Origin of the sequence: Gemmatimonas phototrophica (genome assembly GCF_000695095.2) — a bacterium.
GTDB lineage: Bacteria > Gemmatimonadota > Gemmatimonadetes > Gemmatimonadales > Gemmatimonadaceae > Gemmatimonas > Gemmatimonas phototrophica.
On the sequence record NZ_CP011454.1, the window covers coordinates 3,741,818 to 3,762,080 of the forward strand.

The 20,263-nt window shown below is 63.5% G+C and carries 16 protein-coding genes; 9 read left to right on the forward strand and 7 right to left on the reverse strand.

The genetic code is table 11. The features are described 5' to 3' along the window. Positions 1-17 precede the first annotated feature (17 nt). Entirely contained in the window at positions 18-1,328 is a 1,311-nt protein-coding gene (locus GEMMAAP_RS15825) for a M20 metallopeptidase family protein (protein WP_026848433.1), read from the forward strand. 15 nt (positions 1,329-1,343) lie between these two features. On the opposite strand, the gene GEMMAAP_RS15830 is transcribed toward GEMMAAP_RS15825, so the two are convergent. Then, positions 1,344-1,778 (reverse strand): BLUF domain-containing protein, encoded by a 435-nt coding sequence (locus GEMMAAP_RS15830; RefSeq protein ID WP_026848432.1) that lies wholly within the window; start codon positions 1,776-1,778, stop codon positions 1,344-1,346. A 227-nt stretch (positions 1,779-2,005) separates the two neighbouring features. On the opposite strand from GEMMAAP_RS15830, the gene GEMMAAP_RS15835 reads away from it, so the two are divergent. The 6 genes from GEMMAAP_RS15835 to GEMMAAP_RS15860 all read left to right on the forward strand — a co-directional run bounded on the left by GEMMAAP_RS15835 (position 2,006) and on the right by GEMMAAP_RS15860 (position 9,288). Next, positions 2,006-4,273: a chemotaxis protein CheA gene (locus GEMMAAP_RS15835; protein ID WP_053333643.1), complete on the forward strand. Its 2,268-nt coding sequence runs from the start codon at positions 2,006-2,008 to the stop codon at positions 4,271-4,273. Continuing rightward, the gene (locus tag GEMMAAP_RS15840) at positions 4,270-4,731 is read left to right on the forward strand and encodes a chemotaxis protein CheW (RefSeq protein WP_026848431.1); all 462 of its coding nucleotides are present in this window, start codon (positions 4,270-4,272) and stop codon (positions 4,729-4,731) included. Before GEMMAAP_RS15835 ends, GEMMAAP_RS15840 begins: the two co-directional genes overlap by 4 nt. A gap of 53 nt (positions 4,732-4,784) precedes the next feature. Next, on the forward strand, positions 4,785-6,893 hold the full coding sequence (locus tag GEMMAAP_RS15845; RefSeq protein WP_053333642.1) for a methyl-accepting chemotaxis protein: 2,109 nt from the start codon (positions 4,785-4,787) through the stop codon (positions 6,891-6,893). A 66-nt stretch (positions 6,894-6,959) separates the two neighbouring features. After that, on the forward strand, positions 6,960-7,328 hold the full coding sequence (locus GEMMAAP_RS15850) for a response regulator (protein WP_026848429.1): 369 nt from the start codon (positions 6,960-6,962) through the stop codon (positions 7,326-7,328). Next, positions 7,325-8,440, forward strand: a complete 1,116-nt coding sequence (locus GEMMAAP_RS15855; RefSeq protein WP_026848428.1) for a protein-glutamate methylesterase/protein-glutamine glutaminase — start codon at positions 7,325-7,327, stop codon at positions 8,438-8,440. Before GEMMAAP_RS15850 ends, GEMMAAP_RS15855 begins: the two co-directional genes overlap by 4 nt. Further along, the gene (locus tag GEMMAAP_RS15860; RefSeq protein WP_053333641.1) at positions 8,437-9,288 is read left to right on the forward strand and encodes a CheR family methyltransferase; all 852 of its coding nucleotides are present in this window, start codon (positions 8,437-8,439) and stop codon (positions 9,286-9,288) included. The genes GEMMAAP_RS15855 and GEMMAAP_RS15860 overlap by 4 nt, the downstream gene beginning before the upstream one ends. 99 nt (positions 9,289-9,387) lie before the next feature. On the opposite strand, the gene GEMMAAP_RS15865 is transcribed toward GEMMAAP_RS15860, so the two are convergent. Next, positions 9,388-9,702 carry a hypothetical protein gene (locus GEMMAAP_RS15865; RefSeq protein ID WP_026848427.1) on the reverse strand — a complete coding sequence of 105 codons (315 nt, stop codon included), beginning with the start codon at positions 9,700-9,702 and terminating at the stop codon, positions 9,388-9,390. Positions 9,703-9,924: 222 nt separating this feature from the next. Here GEMMAAP_RS15865 and GEMMAAP_RS15870 point away from each other — a divergent pair, with 222 nt between their 5' ends. Continuing rightward, complete coding sequence (locus GEMMAAP_RS15870) at positions 9,925-11,373, forward strand: pyridoxal phosphate-dependent decarboxylase family protein (protein ID WP_026848426.1); 1,449 nt, start codon at positions 9,925-9,927, stop codon at positions 11,371-11,373. Positions 11,374-11,383: 10 nt separating this feature from the next. Here the strand turns inward: GEMMAAP_RS15870 and GEMMAAP_RS15875 are convergent, their stop codons facing one another. The 5 genes from GEMMAAP_RS15875 to GEMMAAP_RS15895 are packed head-to-tail and all read right to left on the reverse strand — an operon-like array spanning position 11,384 to position 18,678. Continuing rightward, the gene (locus GEMMAAP_RS15875) at positions 11,384-12,037 is read right to left on the reverse strand and encodes a DedA family protein (protein WP_026848425.1); all 654 of its coding nucleotides are present in this window, start codon (positions 12,035-12,037) and stop codon (positions 11,384-11,386) included. Positions 12,038-12,091: 54 nt separating this feature from the next. Beyond that, positions 12,092-15,256, reverse strand: a complete 3,165-nt coding sequence (locus GEMMAAP_RS15880) for an efflux RND transporter permease subunit (protein WP_026848424.1) — start codon at positions 15,254-15,256, stop codon at positions 12,092-12,094. Positions 15,257-15,263: 7 nt separating this feature from the next. Beyond that, the gene (locus tag GEMMAAP_RS15885) at positions 15,264-16,433 is read right to left on the reverse strand and encodes an efflux RND transporter periplasmic adaptor subunit (protein WP_053333640.1); all 1,170 of its coding nucleotides are present in this window, start codon (positions 16,431-16,433) and stop codon (positions 15,264-15,266) included. After that, on the reverse strand, positions 16,430-18,025 hold the full coding sequence (locus tag GEMMAAP_RS15890) for a TolC family protein (protein WP_026848423.1): 1,596 nt from the start codon (positions 18,023-18,025) through the stop codon (positions 16,430-16,432). Before GEMMAAP_RS15890 ends, GEMMAAP_RS15885 begins: the two co-directional genes overlap by 4 nt. Further along, on the reverse strand, positions 18,022-18,678 hold the full coding sequence (locus GEMMAAP_RS15895; protein ID WP_026848422.1) for a TetR/AcrR family transcriptional regulator: 657 nt from the start codon (positions 18,676-18,678) through the stop codon (positions 18,022-18,024). Before GEMMAAP_RS15895 ends, GEMMAAP_RS15890 begins: the two co-directional genes overlap by 4 nt. Before the next feature lie 334 nt (positions 18,679-19,012). On the opposite strand from GEMMAAP_RS15895, the gene GEMMAAP_RS15900 reads away from it, so the two are divergent. After that, on the forward strand, positions 19,013-20,245 hold the full coding sequence (locus GEMMAAP_RS15900) for an XdhC family protein (RefSeq protein ID WP_026848421.1): 1,233 nt from the start codon (positions 19,013-19,015) through the stop codon (positions 20,243-20,245). Positions 20,246-20,263 lie beyond the last annotated feature (18 nt).

The following is a 20,263-nucleotide window of genomic DNA, read 5'->3' on the forward strand; positions in this document are numbered from 1 at the left end:
CGTCAGGGAACGCACTCATGAAGCGACTACTGCTTGCGGGGCTGCTGGTGGCAGCACCGCTGCGCGCGCAGCAAGGTCCGGCCAGCCCCGCGTTGCTGGCCGAGATCGACAAGCGCACGGCGGCCATCGTGGACAAGGTCACGGCGTGGCGCCACGATATTCACCAGCATCCCGAGCTGGGGTATCAGGAGAAGCGCACGGCCGCACTGGTGGCGGCGCATCTCAAGTCGCTTGGCATGGAGGTCCAGGAGAATGTGGGGGGCATTCCTGGCGTGGTGGGGATCCTGAAGGGCGGCAAACCCGGTCCCACCGTGGCCCTGCGCGCCGACATGGATGCGCTCCCGGTCACGGAGCTCGTGAACGTGCCATTCAAGAGTACTGTTCGCACGGTGTACAACGGCGTGGAAACGGGCGTCATGCACGCCTGCGGCCACGACATGCACACGGCCATGCTCATGGGCACCGCCGAGGTGCTGGCGGGGCTCAAGGCCAGCCTGCCCGGCACGGTGAAATTCCTGTTTCAACCGGCCGAGGAAGTGCCGCCACGTGGGGGAGCACAGCCCATGATCGACGCCGGAGTCATGCAAGGTGTGGACGGGGTGTTCGGACTGCATGTGGGTCCGGGGCCGCTGGGCGCGCTGAGCTTTCGTCAGGGCGCCATCAGTGCCGCCTCTGATGGCTTTCGCATTGTGGTGCACGGCAAACAGTCGCACGGCGCGGCGCCCTCGCGCGGCGTGGACCCCATCGTGGTGAGTGCCGAGATCGTCACGGCACTGCAGACCATTGTGTCCCGTTCGGTGGATCTCGGTGCGGCGCCGGCCGTGGTCACCGTGGGCGCCATACATGGTGGGTTGCGGGAGAATATCATTCCCGACTCCGTCTGGATGATTGGCACCATCCGGACGTTCGACCCGGCCGCGCGGACACTCATTGGTCAGCGCATGAAGACGCTGGCCACCAATATTGCCGCGGCGCACAATGCGACCGCCGAGGTCACGGTCGATCTTGGCTACGGCAGCACCATCAATCATGCCGCGATGGTGAGCCGTTTCTCTCCCACGCTCAAGCGTGTGGCGGGAACGGCCGGTGCTCAGGAATCCAAAACGGCGTCGATGGCCGGTGAAGACTTTTCGCGCTTTGCGGAGCTGGCCCCGGGATTCTTCTTCAATCTCGCCGTGTCGCCAGTGGGGACGGACCTGAAAACGGTCGCCAGCAACCACTCGCCGCTTTTTCAGGGCGATGACAAAGCGCTGCCCGTGGGCGTGCGCGCCATGAGCACGCTCGCCCTTGAGTTTCTCACGTCCGGAGGAATTCCGCGCGTGCCGTAAGGCACGCGCGGCCGTTCAGGCAGCGCGTCGCTCGACGAGCGCGAGCTCTTCGAGAAAGGCGAACGCCTGCGCCCCACTCATCTCCAGCGGCTCAAAATCGGCGCGTCCCGAGTGCCGTAGCACGAGGGCGCGCCGATTGGCCGTTGGTTGGTCATCCAGTCCCACCAGCTTCATGCTCCACTCGTTGAAGCTTCGCGAGACGATACGACCGTACCGAAGAATGGTGCATTGTGAGTGACGCGGATCGGGGATGATCCGATTGTACAGGCGATTCACCACGTCGCGGTCGCCCTCCAGTGCCTGGAGAAAGGCACCGTTACCGACACAGAGAATGCCGGTAATGCCCTGCGCTGCATTGTGTTCGCCGGCGGTGCGGAGGATGCTCGTCAACTCCGCATAGTCCATCCCCGTCCGTGCAACACTCGCGTAGATGAGTCGGGTGAGGTTCATACCATTAGGTGTCGTCCGGTCTGTCACCGACTTGAGTGTTCGGAAACTTGCTGTGGCATTTGCATACCCGTATGCGCTTTGTATTCGCATGACAATGCGGGAGATGAATAGGACTTTAGGTCTAGTCCGGCGTTCAAGTTCTGTGATTCCGACGCCGAGAATGGAATACACGCCTGCGAAGCCGCCGGTAGTAGGCCCACACGCCAGATGGCACGCGTGAGGCACAGATGGACGACCTGCTTCGGGATTTCCTCACCGAAAGCTCAGAAAATCTCGCGAAGCTCGACAACGATCTCGTATCGCTCGAGCAGCACCCGGAAGAGACCTCGCTGCTCAACAGCATCTTCCGGACGATTCACACCATAAAAGGAACTTGCGGTTTCATCGGACTGTGCCGCCTCGAAGGGGTGGCGCATGCAGCCGAAAATGTACTGGACGCGTTGCGTTCCGGACGCCTCGTGGTGCAATCCGCCGTGATTGGTGATGTGCTGGCCGCGATCGATTGCATCAAGGAGATCCTGGAGCATCTCGAGAAGACGGAGGCGGAGCCTGAAGGCGACGACACCGCGCTCATTGCACAGCTTGAGCAGTGGCTCGAAAGCGATGCGGCACATCACACACCGACCTCGGCAACCGAGATGGGCACCAGCGCGCCGTCGGCAGACCTCATGCACGCCGAGCACGCGGAAGCGCCTGTGGCGGCCGTGGTGCCAGCGACTCCCACTGCACCGTCTCCGCCCGCGACACCAGCCGCGAAGGAAAGGAGACCGTGGGACGGTGTGGAACGGCGCAAGAGGCCCGACGATGACGCGGTCAGCGAAAGCACGCTCCGCGTTGGCGTGCAGGTGCTCGACCAGCTCATGAACCTGGTGGGCGAACTGGCCCTCAGCCGCAATCAGCTGCTGCAGCTGATGGGCGCGCATGAGGACACCGAGTTCTCCAAGCCAGTACAGCAACTGAATCGCGTCACGACCGACTTGCTCGAAGCCGTCATGAAGACGCGGATGCAGCCCATTGCCAATGTCTGGACAAAGTTGCCGCGCATCATTCGGGATCTGTCGCAATCCAGTGGCAAGCAGATCTCGCTGGAATGCTATGGGGCGGAAACGGAACTGGACCGCCAGATCCTCCAGGCAATACAGGATCCCCTCACCCATATGGTCCGCAACTCTGCCGACCATGGTATTGAGCGGCCGGCCGATCGCAGCGCCGCCGGGAAGTCCGAGGGTGGCACGATCAAGCTGTCCGCGCGCCACGAAGGCGGGCATGTCGTGATCGAGCTCGCGGATGATGGGGCCGGCATTGATCCACAGCGTATCAAGCGCAAGGCCATCGAACGCGGGTTGGTACGCGCAGATCTGGCCGAGCAGATGTCTGATACGCAGGTGCTTCGGTTCATCTTTGAACCTGGCTTCTCCACCGCCGAACAGATCACCAACATCTCCGGTCGCGGTGTGGGCATGGATGTGGTGCGCAGCAACATCGAAGCCATCGGTGGTACGGTGGACCTCACATCGGCGATCGGCAGGGGTACCACCATTCGGGTCAAGATTCCCCTGACGCTGGCCATCATTCAGGCCCTGCTGGTGGGGACGGCCGGTGAGACCTTCGCGGTGCCGCAGATTGGCGTCGTGGAACTGGTACGCATCACCGAAGAGCAGGCGCACCTGGTGGAGATGGTGCATGGCGCCGAGTTCTACCGCCTGCGGGAATCCCTGTTGCCGCTGGTGCGACTCGATGAACAGCTCAAGCTGCGTCACGAGCGGACCGCCTGCGACTGCAACATTGTCGTCTGTCAGGTGGGAGAGAGTCGCTTCGGCCTGGTGGTGGACGAAGTCTTCGATACGCAGGAAATCGTCGTGAAGCCCGTCGGTCGCCTGGTAAAGCACCTTACCGCGTACGCGGGGTGCACCATCACCGGCGACGGCCGCGTCATCATGATCCTGGATACCACCGGCGTCGGCACGTTGGCCAACATTGCCAATCGAGTGGAAGAGGCCAAGGCTGCCGGCAACGCCACGCAGAAGCTCACTGTGGTCGATGAGAATCCAACGGAGAGTGTCCTGCTCTTCAATGCTGGCTATCCGGCGCTGCAGGCAGTCCCGCTGTCCCGCGTGGCCCGCCTCGAGGAATTCCCGCGCAACACACTGGAGCAGGCGGACGGCCGGGTACTGGTGCAATACCGCGGCGCGCTCATGCCCATCCTGCCGTCGAATCCCGCGATGGACATCATGGCCATGGACCCGCGCCCGGTCATCGTCTTCTCCAACGGCGAGCAGTCACTGGGCATCGCCGTGGACGAGATCCGGGACATCGTGGAAGACCACATCACGTTGCAGCGCGTGGCGACTCGCGCCGGCGTACTTGGAGTGACCGTCATTGCCGAGCGGGCCACTGAGGTGGTCGATCTGGACTGGTACTTCCGCGAGGCGTTGGGCACCAAACGGTCGCCATCCCTTACTCCCGTCATGGGTACCGCGAGGATTGCCGCATGAGCGCCAGCGTAACCGGCAGCATTGCCCCAACCGAGTTTGTCACCTTCCGGCTGGCGCACCAGTGGATTGGCATTCCTGTCCTCATCGTGCAGGAGGTGCTCATGACGCATCGCATTGCGCACGTACCGCTGGCACAGGAAGCCATTCCGGGCCTGCTCAACCTGCGCGGCCAGATTGTGACCGCCGTGGATCTCCGCAGTACGCTCCGCCTGCCACCACGACAGGCGGATGCCGACTACATGAACGTCGTGGTGCGCTACGAGGGTGAACTCTTTGCCTTCATGGTGGATGATGTGGGGGATGTCGTGTCGGTGGATGCCGACGCCATTGAACCAGCACCATCAACGCTGGACGAACGGTGGCGTACGGCCACCTCCGGCATCATCCGCCGGGACCGTGATCTGCTCGTGGTGATGAATGTCCCCGAGCTGTTGAAGCTTGAGCTCATAGCGATCTGACCGCCGCTGGTCACCCCTCCGTTCTGCAACGCGACTTCCCCAGGATTCCATCAATGTCAAGCAACCGTACCACCACCACCACCGCCGCCGCCCGCAACACCAAGAAGAACGCCGCCACCAAGCGTTCCGGCGGACGCGCCACCGCGACCCCCGCGCCCCGTCCACGCGGCGCCACCGTTGCCGTAGCGGCCGCGGAAGCCGCTGCCGCCGCGGCCGCGAGCGAAATTGAAACGTTCCGTACCCTGTTCTCAGAGTACGAAGCGCAGATCAATGCGATCAACACGTCGATGGCCGTGATCGAATTCGATCTCGACGGAACAGTCCTGACGGCCAACGACAACTTTCTGAACACGCTCGGCTACACGTTGGCCGAGGTGCAGGGCAAGCATCATAGCCTGTTCGTTGACGACAGCTACAAGGCCAGTGACGCCTATCGCGCCTTCTGGACGAAGCTGCGCCGTGGCGAGTTTGATAGTGGCGAATACAAGCGCATTGGCAAGGGTGGCCGCGAGGTCTGGATTCAGGCCTCGTACAACCCTGTGCGCGACGGAGAGGGCAGGCTCACCAAGGTAGTGAAGTACGCGCAGGACATTACCGAGCGCAGCAAGCAGATGGCCGACTTCGCGGGGCAGGTTACGGCGATCGGTCGGTCGAACGCGGTGATCGAGTTTGATCTGGATGGCAATATTCTGCAGGCCAACGACAACTTCCTGGCGGCGGTCGGCTACACGCTCGGCGATATCGTGGGCAAGCACCACAGCCTGTTCGTGGACGAATCCTACAAGAACAGCGCGGAGTATCGGGAGTTCTGGGCCAAGCTGCGCCGTGGCGAGTTCCATTCCGGGGAGTACAAGCGCCTTGCCCGTGGCGGCAAGGAGATCTACATCAGCGCGTCGTACAACCCGATTCGCGACCGGGATGGCAAGGTGTTCAAGGTCGTGAAGTACGCGACGGACGCGACGGAAGCGGTGCGCATGCGGGAGGAAATGGCGCTCTTCAAGCCGATGGTGGAGAATGCCAAGGTCAACCTCATGCTCTGTGACCTCGACTATACCATCAAGTACATCAATCCGGCGTCGGTGGCGACACTGCGACGGATCGAGCAGCACTTGCCGGTAAAGGCCGACCAGATTGTAGGCCAGAAGATTGACATCTTCCACAAGGACCCGGCACATCAGCGAGCCATGCTGGCCACCGACAAGCACCTGCCGCACAACGCGAAGATTCGAGTCGGCCCCGAGCACCTCGACCTGAATGCCGTGGCGATTTACGACAAGAACGGCAAGTACGTGGGACCGATGGTCAACTGGTCGATCATTACTGGTCAGGTGAAGATGGCCGACGACTTCGAGAACACCGTCGCCACCATTGCCAGTGTCGTGAGCTCCTCGTCTACCGAGCTCGAAGCCAGCGCGCAGGGCATGGCGGCGTCGTCGGAGGAGACGTCACGTCAGGCGCAGGCGGTGGCCGCCGCATCCGAGCAAGCCACGCGCAACGTGCAGACCGTCGCCAGTTCGGCGGAGGAACTCACGGCCAGCATTCGTGAGATTGCCAGCCGAGTACAGGAAGCGTCGCAGATCTCGCAGGTGGCCGTAAAGAAGGCCGGCGACACCACGGATACCATGGCGCGTCTGGGCAACTCGAGCCAGGAGATTGGCCAGGTGGTGAAGGTGATCACCTCCATTGCACAGCAGACCAACCTGCTGGCACTGAACGCCACCATTGAAGCAGCGCGGGCAGGGGAGGCGGGCAAGGGCTTTGCAGTCGTCGCGAACGAGGTGAAGGAACTGGCGCGGCAGACGGCCAAGGCCACGGAGGAAATTGGCAGCAAGATTGCCGGGGTTCAGTCAGAGACGAACAGCGCGATCGGTGCCATCCGGGAAATCACCGAGGTCATCTCGAAGATCAACGAGATCTCCACCACGATTGCCGGCGCGGTTGAAGAGCAGAACGCGGCCACCAGCGAGATCTCCCGCAATGTGGGCGAGGCCGCTCGCGGCACAGCGGAGGTCAGCTCGAGTATCTCCATGGTCACGCAGGTGGCTGCGGAAGGCGGGCGGACGGCAGAGAACATCAAGGGGGCAGCGTCGCAGCTGTCGCATGAGTCGGAGCGGCTGAACTCGGCTGTCACCGATTTCCTGACAAAGATGCGCGCGCTCTGAGCCGATACCCCAGGGCAGGCGGGCGTGCCGCACGCCGCCTGCCCTGATTTCCGATCTGAGGATCCGATGAAGCATATTCTCGTCGTTGACGACTCGCCTACGATCCGCAAGGCGATCCGCCGCATTCTGGAGCAGCTGGGCCATGTCGTGGAAGAGGTGGGAGATGGCCAGGAGGCCATCACGCGCCTGGAAGGGGGCGGACGCTTCGACGCCATTCTCTGCGACATTGACATGCCGGTCATGGACGGTCTCGCCTTTCTTGGTGAGCTGCCCAAGCACCCGCGCATTTCGGCACCCCCTATCATCATGTGCACAACGCACACCAGCTTCGACAAGATTTCGCTGGCGCTGACGCTGGGGGCGTCGGAATACATCATGAAGCCGTTTGACGCCGACATCATTGGCTCAAAGCTCGACGCCTGCGGGGTCTCGTGACCTCTTCCACTGCGCCGATCCGCGTACTCATCGTGGACGACAGCGCCGTGATCCGCGGGGCCCTTGGTCGCATTATCGATGCCGAGCGAGACATGACGGTGGCGACCACCGCGCCCAATGGGCGGCTGGCGCTTGATGCACTCAAGCACACCAAGGTGGATGTGGTGCTGCTGGATGTCGAAATGCCGGAGATGGACGGGATTACCGCCCTGCCGCGCATCCTGTCAGGGTATCCGGACACACGCGTAATCATGGCCAGCAGCATCACGCAGAGTGGTGCCGAGGTCACACTGCAAGCGCTGGCGTTGGGAGCAGCCGACTATATCACGAAACCGGCTGCACGTTCCGGGTCCAGTACCCTGGCAGCCATGCAGGCGGAAATCGTGGCCAAAGTACGGGCCATTGGACGGGCCGCCCATGGACGGAGTGCCAGGTTGGGAACGGGGGCGGCATCCAAAAACACCGCGGGAACGGCAGGTGGAACCGCGTACACGCCGCCGTCCGCGCTGCTGGCGTCAAAGCATGGCAACGCCGCCCCACGGGTACTGACCATTGCCTCCAGCACCGGCGGGCCCAACGCGCTGGCGGAGGTGCTGAGTGGACTGCCAAGCGATTTCCCGTTGCCAGTACTCATTACGCAGCACATGCCGGCGGTCTTCACGGGCCTTCTGGCACAACGGTTGGAGCGGGACTGCGGTCGGCCCTGCACCGAAGCGGTGGATGGTGAACCCATCCTGGCCAATCACACCTACGTTGCTCCAGGTGGCTTCCACATGATTGTGCGAACCGAGGAAGCAAAGCCGTACATTCAGCTGACGGTCACGGAGCCGGAAAACTACTGTCGTCCCTCGGCTGATCCGATGTTCCGGTCGGTGTCGTCGATCTACGGGGCGAGCACGCTCGCGGTCGTACTGACCGGCATGGGCGACGACGGCATGCGAGGCGCACGAGCGATCCATGAGCGCGGCGGGCGTGTGCTGGTCCAGGATGAAGCAACCAGTGTGGTGTGGGGGATGCCGGGCGCGGTGGCCAATGCGGGCCTGGCGTCGGCGATCCTGCCCCTTTCAGCAATTGCCGAGGCGATTCAGGCCTCCTGCGGAGTACCAGTATGATAGCGGCCGAGGACTATGGATTTCTGAGTGACCTGCTGAAGAAACACAGCGGGCTCGCCCTGGGACCTGGTAAGGAATATCTGCTCGAGAGTCGCCTGCCTTCGGTGGCGGTGACATACGGACACGCGGATGTTCCGCAACTGGTCAAGGCATTGCGCTCAATGCCGTCGAAGCAAATGGTGAAGCATGTCTGCGATGCCATGACGACGAACGAAACGATGTTCTTCCGCGATGGGAAGCCGTTCGTCACGCTGGAGAAGGAGTTGCTGCCAGCGGCCGCTAAACGCGCCAAGGCACAGGGGCGGAGTGTTCGCTTGTGGTGTGCTGCCAGCTCCACCGGTCAGGAGCCGTATACGATTGCCATGATCGTGGCCCAGATGGAGGCACAGCTGGAAGGGGTCCGCGTGGAGATCACGGCGACCGACTTCTCCAGTGCCGCCCTGGCCCGCGCCAAGGCGGGGATCTACAACCAGTTTGAAGTGCAGCGTGGACTGCCGGTCCAATTGCTGGTGAAGTACTTCAAGCCGCATCCGGAAGGATTCGAGCTGGTGCCGGATATCCGCAACCGGGTGACCTATCAGGAAATCAACCTGCTCGATCCGTTTCCATCCTTCTGGCAGTTCGACATCATCTTCTGCCGGAACGTTCTGATCTATTTTGATGTCCCGACCAAGAAGGACGTCATTGACCGCATGGCGAAGATGTTGATGCCTGGCGGAGGGCTGTTTCTCGGAGGAACGGAGAGCACCTTGGGAATCACCGAATCGGTGGTGCGGGTGCCGGGCAATGCCGGCGGGCTGTTCTGCCGCCCGCACGATGTGGAGCATCACGCGCCCAAGGCCGCGTGACGCAACACCACCGCCAAACGCGACGGGCCCCGGAGAGTTATCCGGGGCCCGTTGCGTGTTGGTGCGTGGTGACGCGAAAACGACCGTGCCGTGTCGCGCCTACTCCAGCCACACGTCAATCTGCCGGTGCGACTCGCTGAGTGTGAAGATCTGCCGGGGATAATGCACCGTCTGGCTGTGCAGATCGGCCATCATCTCGTCGAGCGGAATCTCTTCCGCCCGAATTTTGTTCTGCACGTCTTCCGGAATGACTTCCATGAGCCAGCGTGCGCTTTTCGCCGGCAGGGTCACCAGCACGCGCTGTTCGCCGTCGCGCACGACGCGGACGCGCAGATGCTGGGCAGGTTCACCGGGGTTGGCAGCCGGAGCGGTGCCGAAGAAGCTGCGGACCCAGGTATATGGGCAGCGGGCCATGAGCGGTGGGGTAGGAGAACACACACTGTGGCCGCGGCGGCGCGGTTACCCCAGAGTATCGGCTACACGCAGACAGAACTGCAGGTAACGGCGTTATGATAAAAGCGTTATGGGTTACCGGGTTACCGCGTTACGGCGGGAACTGCACTGGAGGTGCCGCGATTCCGCGGTTCCGCAGTTACTCGGTAACCCGATAACCCATAACCCATAACGCTGTTACCGATGTCGCTGACTGGCGATTTGTCTCCTGATGAATTTCGCGCCGCTGCTCATTCTGCAGTCGACTGGATTGCCGATTATCTCGAGCACAGCGAACGCTATCCCGTTCGCAGTGCCGTGGCACCAGGCGCCATCCGGGCACAGCTCCCCGCGTCGCCGCCACAACAAGGGGAACCGCTGGCGGCCATGCTGCATGATGTGGAGCACACGCTGCTGCCCGGGATCACGCACTGGAATCATCCGGCGTTTTTTGCCTATTTCGCCAATTCCGCGTCGTACCCCGGCATTCTCGGGGAGCTGCTGACCGCCGGATTGAACGCGAACGGCATGCTGTGGATTACGAGTCCGGCGGTCACGGAGCTTGAGGCGGTCACGCTCGATTGGTTACGGCAGCTCATGGCCTTGGGCGACGGCTGGTTTGGGCAGATCACCGATACCGCCAGTATGAGCACGTTCTACGCGCTGGCAGCAGCGCGTGAACGGGCCGGCTTTGATGTGCGCACCAAGGGGATGGCGGCACGTCCGGAGCTGCCGCGTCTGCGGGTCTATTGCAGCGAACACGCCCATTCGTCGATCGACAAGGCGGTCATTGCGCTGGGACTGGGTCTCGAGAATCTGGTGAAGATTCCGGCCGATGATCAGTTCCGGATGCGGGCCGCGTTGCTGGAGGACGCCATCGCGGCAGATGTGGCCGCTGGATATCATCCGCTCGCCGTGGTCCCGTGCGTAGGCACGACCAGTACCACGAGTATTGATCCCGTCACCGTCGTGGTGCGCATTGCGCGTCGCTACGGGTGCTGGGTGCACGTCGATGCGGCGTACGGCGGCGTGGCGGCCATTGTGCCGGAACTGCAATACATCCTGGACGGCGTGGACGCCGCGGATTCCTTCGTGGTGAATCCGCACAAGTGGCTCTTCACCCCCATGGATTGCTCCGTGCTGTACACCCGCGATGCGGCCGCGCTCAAGCGGGCGTTTGCCTTGCTCCCCGAATACCTGGTGACGCAGACGCAAGGTGATGCCGTCAACCTCATGGACTATGGCATCCAGTTGGGGCGGCGTTTCCGTGCGCTCAAACTCTGGATGGTATTGCGTGCCTTCGGGCAGGACGGACTAGCCGAACGCATCCGGTTTCACTGCGAACTGGCGCGTGAGTTTGCCGGGATGGTGCACTTCGAGGGCGGCTGGGAATTGACGGCCCCGGTCACGCTGTCGTTGGTCTGTTTCCGACTGGCCCCTTCAGGAGCAACCGAGCAACAGCTGGCCACGCTCAATGCCGCCATCATGGAGCGGGTAAATGCCCGCGGCCATGTCTACCTGTCGCACACCAAACTCGGGGACCGGTACACGCTGCGCCTGGCGATTGGCAACATCCGAACGGATCGCCAGCATGTGGAGCTGGCGTGGCGTGAGCTTCGCGAGGCGGCGGCCGCGATAACCCAGGGCGAGTAAGCGGATGTGATTACGAAGGGGTCGCGTCGGTGGGCTTGGAGCGTTTCGCCAGCGCACGACGCTCGGCCTTTCGCTCTCGGCGACGACGCTGCCAGCGCAGAAAGGCGAAGACCGCCACCGTAACCACGAGGGCGCCCACAAGTTCGCCCACCTTGTCGAGGTGACCGATTGCCTGCACCGCGGCCTCGCCGGCCACGTACCCCACGCCGGTAAAGACCGCCGTCCACGCGAGCGACCCCACCAACGACACCGGCAGGAACACCAGCAAAGGGACCTGCGCCGCGCCACACGCCATGGGCAGCACAATACGCAGGCCGAACGCGAATCGCACGAGGAACGAGGCGGTCAGCGGATTGCGTCGCACGACACGCAGGGCCACGGTGCCGGTGGCCCTTGTTCGTGGAAAGCGACGGCGAATGGCTTCCCATTTGAGACGCCCGAGGGCGTACAGCAGCGCCGTGGCAATCCAGCCCCCCAGGGTAATGCCCATGATGAGTGGCGACAGGCGCAGTTCGCCCTCGTGCACGGCAATACCGCCGAAGATGGGGGCCAGCTCTTCGGTGATGATAGCGGACGCGCCGAGGACGATGTACGTCCACGGCGCGTCGGTCAGCACGGCAAGCCACGAGGCTTCGGCAACAAGGAGGGGGACCGGCAGGCGCATACCTCGGTAATGTAATGCGAGGGTGATGCGCGTTGCCGGAACCTCCGTAACAGGTCAGTCGCCAGCGTCGGGAACGGGCATTTCAAACGTCCGGAACTCCCCGGTACGCGGTGGGGTGAGCCCCACGCGACGCGCCAGGCTGGTACGCATCTTGTCAAAAATTTCGTAGAACGTGGGAATCACGAGCAGCGTGAGCACGGTGCTGGTGATGACGCCGCCAATGACGGCGACCCCCAGTGGGGCGCGGAATTGCGCGCCTTCGCCCCGGCCCAGTGCCACCGGCACCATGCCGGCAATCAGGGCAAAGGTGGTCATGAGAATGGGACGCAACCGGATCGCCCCCGCCTCAATCAGCGCCTCGCGGAGGGGCATCCCGTTCTTTTCGCGTGCCCACTTGGCGAAGTCGATCAGCAGAATGGCGTTCTTGGCCACGATGCCGCAGAGCAGAATCACCCCAATGAGACTCATGAGGTTGATGGTGTTGCCCGTAATGGCCAGTGCTCCCATGACACCAATCAGCGACAGCGGCAGAGAGATGAGGATGGAGATCGGATCCAGGAACGATCCGAACTGCACCACCAGAATGAGATACATCAGCGCCACCGCCACGCCGAGCGCGATGAAGATGCTGCTGAAGACTTCATTCTGCTGTTCCACCTGTCCACCACTGCTGAGCGACACGCCCGGAGGGAGCTGAATGGAGGCGGTCTTCTTCTCGAGGTCGGCCTGCACCTCCGACAAGGACCGACCCGCCACGTTGGCCTGCACCTTGATCACGTTTTCGCGATCCAGGTGATTGACCACGGCAGGGCCCAGCTCACTCTTGATGGTGGCCACCTGCGCAAGCGGAATAAGCGTCGTGCTGTTCCCCTGCCCCACGGCGATGGGCAGCTGAGCCAGATCGTCACCACGCGCCCGCGCTTCGGGAGCCAGTCGCACCATGACCTTACGGGTCTCGTTGCTCGGGTCCACCCAGTCGCCGGCATCAAGTCCGGCGAAAGCCGGGCGGATGGCCTGTGCGACCTGCCCGACGCTCAGCCCCAACGACCCGGCCAGACCGCGATCGATTTGCACGGTCAGCTCAGGCTTCTGCCCCTTCGTGCTGAGTCCCACGTCCACCGCCCCCGGCGTGGACTTGAGCGCGGCCAGATACTGATCGGCCACCGACTGCAGGGCGGCCTTGTTCTGCCCACGCAGTTCGAGGGAGAACTGCTTTTCCTGTCCGGCAAAGTCGTTGGTGAAGACGGAGACCGTGGCCCCACCAATGCGCTTCACATCTTCGCGGACTTTGGCGGCCAGCTCCTCGGCGCCCAGCAATCCTGCGGATAGCCGATCGCCCTTGGGCTTGAGCTTGAGATACACACTGGCCACATCGACCGCGCCACTCACGCCACCGGCGGTAACGAAGGTGTACAACACTTCCTTGTTCTGCAGGGAGTCCGTAGCCGCCAGCGTTTCGTTGACCTTCTGACGCAGATAGTCCACGTTGGCGCCTGGCGGTGTTTCCACCGTCATCATGAGTTCGGCGTTGTCTTCCAGCGGGAAAAAGCTGCCCCCGACCCATCCCATGGCCGGCATGGCCAACGCGAACACGAACGTGCTGACGGCCAGCAGCACCATGCTCTTGGGGTGATCGAGCGCCCAGCCAATGAGCCCGCGATAACCGTTGGCCAAGCCGTTGAACCAGTTGTTGAACCGGTCGAGCAGCTTGGTGAGCCATCCCTTCTGGTGCTCCTCGAGATGCGGATCGGGCCAATAGGCCGACAACATCGGATCGAGCGAGAAGGAGACGAACAGCGACACCAGCACCGAGCAGGCAATGGTGAGCGCGAACGGCTTGAACCATTGTCCGGATTCACCCTGCAGGAACGCAATGGGCACGAACACCGCAATAATGGAGAACGTCGTGGCGGCTACGGCCAGACCAATTTCATCGGTGCCTTCGCGTGCCGCCGTGTAGTGGTCTTTCCCCATCTCCACGTGTCGCACGATGTTTTCGCGCACCACGATGGCGTCGTCAATGAGAATGCCGATGGCGAGTGACAACCCCAGCAGCGACATCGTGTTGAGGGTGAACCCGAACGCGTACACCGCCACAAAACTGGCCAGCACCGACACCGGCAGCGCCAGGCCGGTGATGACCGTGGAGCGCCACGAGTTGAGGAAGACGAACACCACCAGCACGGTGAGCGCGGCCCCTTCAATGAGCGCACTCTGCACGTTGTTCACCGAGTTGGTGACGCGCGTCCCCTTGTTCTTCACCACGTCCAGCTTGGCCCCCTGCGGGGTGAGCACCTTGTCCAGCTCATCCACCTTCTTGATGACCGCTTCGGCCACGGCCGTCGTGCTGTAGCCCTTGGTCTTCTTGATCTCAATGCCCACGGCATCGCGGCCATTGAAGAGCGCCAGGGTGCGCTGCTCTTCGATGCCGTCTTCCGCGGTGGCTACGTCGCCGAGGCGTACCACTCGGCCACCCTTTTCGGCCACCACCAGATTCATGAAGTCCTGCGGGCCATCAAGACGACCGCGCAAGCGAATGGTGCGCTCGTCGAGCGCCCCGTTCACGCGACCGACCGGCACGGCGAGATTGCCTTGCTGCAGCGCGCCCACCACCTGCGGAACACTCACGCCGGCGGCAATGAGCCGCTGCGGATCGAGGTTCACCGTGAGCTCGCGCTTTACGGCTCCGGTGACCGACACGTCGGCCACTCCGGGAATGGCGCGGATTTCCCGGGTGACCCCGGGGTCGGCGAGCAACGTGAGCTGCGCCGGTGTCAGCGTATTGGACGACAAGCCCAGCGTGACAATGGGCGCATCGGTCGGATTGAACTTGCGCAGAATGGGTTCTTCAATTTCCTGCGGCAGATCCTGACGCTTGGTGCTGATGGCGTCGCGGATATCCTGCGTGGCTTCCTGCAGGTCTTTGGAGTAGACGAACTGGGTGACGATCTGCGCGAAGCCGTCGCGGGCTTCTCCGTTGATCGACTTCACCCCGGAGATGGCCTGAATGGCCTCTTCGATGGGCTCAAGGACTTCGCGTTCCACCTGCTCCGGCGATGCGCCAGGGTAGATGACCGTGGTGAGCACCACTGGCGGCTGCACCTCGGGGAATTCGTCGGTTTGCAACTGCAGCAGCGCCACCAGTCCGAAGCCCACCAGCGCCAGCATGGCGACGACGGTGATGAGCGGACGCTTGATGGCAAAATCGGAAATGAACATGATCAGCTCAGTTCTTTGAGGGCTTCGCCGAATCCGGCGTCACAGCCGTTGACTTGGCAGACGTGCTCTTGGCTGCGGCATCAGTTGGCGCCGACACCGTTACGACCACACCCACCGAGATTCCGCGGGCAGCGCCCAGCAGCACGGTGTCCCCACCAGCCAGCCCCGACGTGACTTCCACCCGTTCGGCGGCATCGTCGCGCAGTCCCAGCTGTACTTCCACCTTCTCCACCTTGCCGTTCTTGAGACGCATGACGTTGGACACGATCCCTGTCTGGTCCACGGCCTGTTCGGGAACGAGCACGCCGACGCGCTTCTGCGCGGACACCCGCCCCTCCACAAACAACCCGGCCACCAGCACGCCGGCACTATTGGGGATGGAGGCCTGAATGGCGACCTGCTTCGTCTGCGCGTTTACCATGGGCGCAACACGCGTGATCCGTCCTTCCAGCTCGCGGTCGGCGCCGTTCACGGTGAAGCGCACCGGCGCCCCCACCTTCACGTCGCGCAGGGCGCCAGCCGGCACGGAGGCCTCCACCCGCAAACTGCGCGGATCAATCACGGTGAACATGGCGCTGCCGGGAGCCACGATGTCACCCGGGCTCACCGACCTTTCTGCCACAATGCCGCTGAACGGGGCACGGACCTGCGTGTTGCGCAGGTTCTTTTCGGCCGACGACAGCCGCGCATTGGCATCCGCCAACGCCGCCTGGGCGGACAGATTCCCCCGTTCCGCGCTCTCGACATCGCGCTCGGCAATGGCCCCTGCGGCCACGAGCGCCCGTGCCCGCTGCAGTTCCTTCTCCGCCTGCTGCGCGGCGACCGTGGCCTGTGTGACACCGGAGCGGGCCGAAATGGCGGCGTCGCGCACGGCGGCATCATCGATGCGAGCCAGCACCGTGCCCTGACTGACCGGCTGCCCCGCATCCACCATCACTTGCAGGACCGCGCCGCCCACTTCCGCGCGAATGCGGGCGTCACGATCGGCGGCCAACGTGCCGGAGATGGCCGGGCCGCTCGACAACGTGTCCACCGTCGCCACCGAAATGTTGTCCGGCCCGATGATCTGCGCGGCATTGGCCGCTTCGGGGGCGGCATTGTCGGCCGATTTGCCACACGCAGCAGCCGTGAGCGCCAGCAAGGCGAGCGGCGCCGTTCTACGCACCATATTGATCATCGCGAGATTCCAGAGTTCGTGGAGGCCGACGGCGCGGCGGACGCGCTGCCGGCCTGCGACAGCGGAAGGTAGGGAAGCAGTTCGAGACGCTTGCGCGCCACTTGCAGGTCACGTGCGGCGCGCGCCCGATTGGCGAGGGCTTGCTGCAACTGCACGCGTGTTTCGGACAATTCGAGCTGGGTGGAGATCCCTTCGCGGAAACGCACTTCGGCAATCTCGTACGCGCGCTGGGCCTGTTCCGCCGTGCCGATACTGGCTTGCCAGTTCGTTTCCGCTTCGGTGAGCTGCAATGCTCCCAGGCGGGCGTCGAGCGTGGCGCCTTCTTCGGCCAGCTTGAGTCGTTGACGGGCTTCGATCACGCCAGCTTCCGCGGCCACGATTTCGCTGCGGATCCGCCCGCCGGTAAAGAGCGGATACGACAACCCGATCCCAACCGTCCAGTTGGGGAAGAAGTCGCCCAGACTCCTGGGGAGCGCATTGACGGGATACGCCAGCCGCTGATAGTTCGTCGAGACAGACAGTTGGGGAAGTCGCTGCGACTTGGTGGACTTGAGCTGCAGCTGCGCCACTTCCACACTCTTGAGCGCCTGCCGCACCGCCGCTCGCGCCCGCGCCGTGGTATCAGTTGCGGCCACCACACTGGCCACATTGCTCTGCACGCGCGGATCAAGCGCCAGGACTTGCGCGACATCCACAGTCACCGATGTGATCGGCGCGGAGGGCAGTGCGGCAGGCGCCGGCGTTTCCGCGATGCTGTCGGTAAGCATGAGCAGTTGCGTGGCCGGCAAGTCGAGCAACTGCCGTAAGCGCAGCAGGGCGGTTTCCCGATTGGTCCGAGCCTGCAACAGCTGCGGGCGCTGGTTGTCGCGCGTCACCCGCGCGCGAATCAGCTCGAATTCACTCGTGGAACCCACGTTGCGCGTGAGTTGCACCTGCCGCAGCGTGCGCTCGGCCTGCACAAAGGCACTGTCAGCAATGGTGGAGAGCCGCTCGGTCAGTAACGCATCATAGTACGCCTGCGTGACATCGAGCTGCACCTGCGCTTCGGCGCTCGTGATTCCGATTTCGGCCGACTCACGTGCCGTCTTGGCGGCGCGCAGATCGGACATTATACGGCCGCCCGTGTACAACGGCTGACTGGCCGTGAGTCCGAAATTCAGGTTGTACTGCGAGGCAAAGATGCGGGTGATGGGATTGTCAGCAAGCGACGTGGTGTCGCTGCCTCCACCGGTGTTGGCGCCGCTGTTGCCGGACCCACTACGCTCGCTAATGGCGGCAAACTGGTTCTGCAGCTGCTTCTGCCAATTGAGCGACGTGCTGACCTGCGGCAACAGCGCGGAACGGCGTTGCCCCACTTGCCCACGGGCCCGCTGTTCGCCGGCGCGTGCGAGGGCCACGTTTTCGCTGGTCCCCTTGGCCAACGCCAGCGCGTCACTCAACGAGAGCGCCCGCGGCGCCGCTGAAGGCGCCGACTGCGCGGACAACGCGGCGGGCAGGGCCAGCCAAAGCGTGCACGCGGCGGGCAGTGCCGCCGCGCGTATCAGAGATGAGAGTGCCGAGCGCGGTGTGCGGGCACGGGAAGAAGCGATCATGCGGATGGTATGGGCTGAGGCAACGCGGAAGACGGTGCGTGTGCCGAAAGCGTCGCGGGTTCGTGCAGCGCGCCGAGGCCGCGCAGAAAGAGCCGGACGTAGGACCGCAGGCTGCCTTCTGCGGGTTGGGTGAACATGAAGGGCATGACATCGCGGTTCATGCCATCGGCAAAGACCGCGCCCATCAACATCGTGACGGCCGCTTCCATGTCGGCCGCCGATACCGCCTCGTGGTCGCCAATGAATCCCTGCGCGCGCAGCTGCAGGACATAGGCGCGCAACTGTGCCATGGCCCCGTTGGGACTTTCCGTGGCACAGGTCACGAGGTGTGGATGCTCCTGAACGTCAGACATCATCTGGCGGATGAGCGGACGCTTGCTGCACGTCTCCTGGTGGTGAGCCTGTGCCCACACCACGAGCTCCTGCTCGGGATGCTGAGGCACTTCCGGAAGCGTCATGCCTTCCTTGGGCGCCGCGAGATCGCGCATCATCTGTTCGAGCAGCGCGTCCTTGGCCCCGAACTGACGGAAGAGCGTGACTTCATTGACGCCGGCTTCCTCGGCGATGCGCTTGGTGGTCGCCCCGCGCCACCCGTGCTGGGTGTAGATGCGGGCCGCCGCCTGGAGTATTCGGTTTCGATGATCGTCAATCATGAGCGAATTGATAAGCAAGCACCTGCTTGCACGCAAGTAGGTACTTGCTTTATTGGATTTGGAACGTCGTTAGGTGAGAACAACGGGCACACGACGGTGTGGGTTTCATGTCGGACCGGTCCGGTCGGCGGCCGTACCCTTTGTTAGGCGGCGGTGTCAACAGCGCGTGTTGGGCTCAGACTGCCGGAGCGCCGGGAGATCATCGGTACGGCTGCGTTGGCGTGCGGCGCCGGTGCGCTCTATTGTTCGCTGATACGCCTCCACGTAACCGCTGAAGTGCAGGCCCCCGTGGGTTGGCGATGGATTTCTCTCTCCGTGTGACACTGGAGCGTCTGTGACCGGCTTCGTCGAACTCGCGCGTGCGGCGCAGGCAGCGCGTCAGGCGCGCCCCCAGGTGCCGTTGGCGCTCGCCACGCTGGTTCAGGTGGATGGGTCGTCCTATCGGCAGCCGGGGGCTCGGATGCTGGTGGACGCTGAGGGACGGGTTCTGGCCGGCGCCATCAGCGGGGGGTGCCTGGAGGGGGACGTGGCGGCGCGGGCCGCCGAGGTGTGTGCCAGCGGACGGGCGGCGCGCCTCATGTATGATTTGCGTGCCGACCTGGAAACCATCTGGGGGTTCGGGGCGAAGTGCGACGGGATCGCCCACCTGCTGCTGGAGCCGCTTACGGATTGGCGGTGGATGGCCCAGGCGGAAGCGGTCCGAGGCCGTCGTCTTGGCGGGGCCGTGGTCACGCTGCTGGACAGTCATGGAGGCGGCGCCACCTGCGCGTTGCTTGACGGTGATCCGTCGCCAGCCAAATGGCACGTCCTGCACGATGATGCGCGGCTGCTTTCGCTGCCGGAGCTCCTTCCGCTGGCCCATTCGACGATGCGCACCGGGCATGCGTTGCTGCACACGGTCGCCGATGAAATGACCGTGTTCATCGAGCCGCTGGTACCGGCCATCGCCCTGCATTGTGTGGGCGCCAGTCGTGGCGCCGAAGCCATTGCCCGTATTGCCCACACCATGGGCTGGCAGGTCACGATACTCGATCATCGCCCGGCGCTCCTGGACGAATTGGATCTCCCCGAGGGCGTGATGCGGCGTCGGGTACGGCAGTTGGAGGCGGTGCACAGTGCCTTGGCGGAGCTCCCGCATGACGCTCGGTCCGCGGTGGTGTTGCTGTCGCACATCTTCGATGTGGACAGCGCCTGGATGACGGCCACCTTGCCGTTGCCCTTGGGGTATGTGGGGGTGCTGGGATCACGCAAACGGGCCGGGCAACTGGTGGAGCATGCCGAAGGCGTGCTCGCCGCGCGGGGCACGCCGCTCACGGCTCGCCTGCGCCACAAGCTGTATGCCCCCATCGGCCTGGATCTGGGTGGAGAAAGTCCTGCGTCTATTGCCTTGGCCGCGATCGCCGAGATTGAAGCGGTTATGCATGCACGGCCGGCTGGTTTTCTGCGGGAGCGGCAAAGCCCCATTCACAGCCGCACGCCGTCGCCGCGGGTGCTGGAGCGCGACCAAGCGCCCACGCTCCCGGAGGTGCCCCTGCGCTGCGAACTGCCAGAGCATCCGGCTGAGTAACGCCGATCATCACGCACG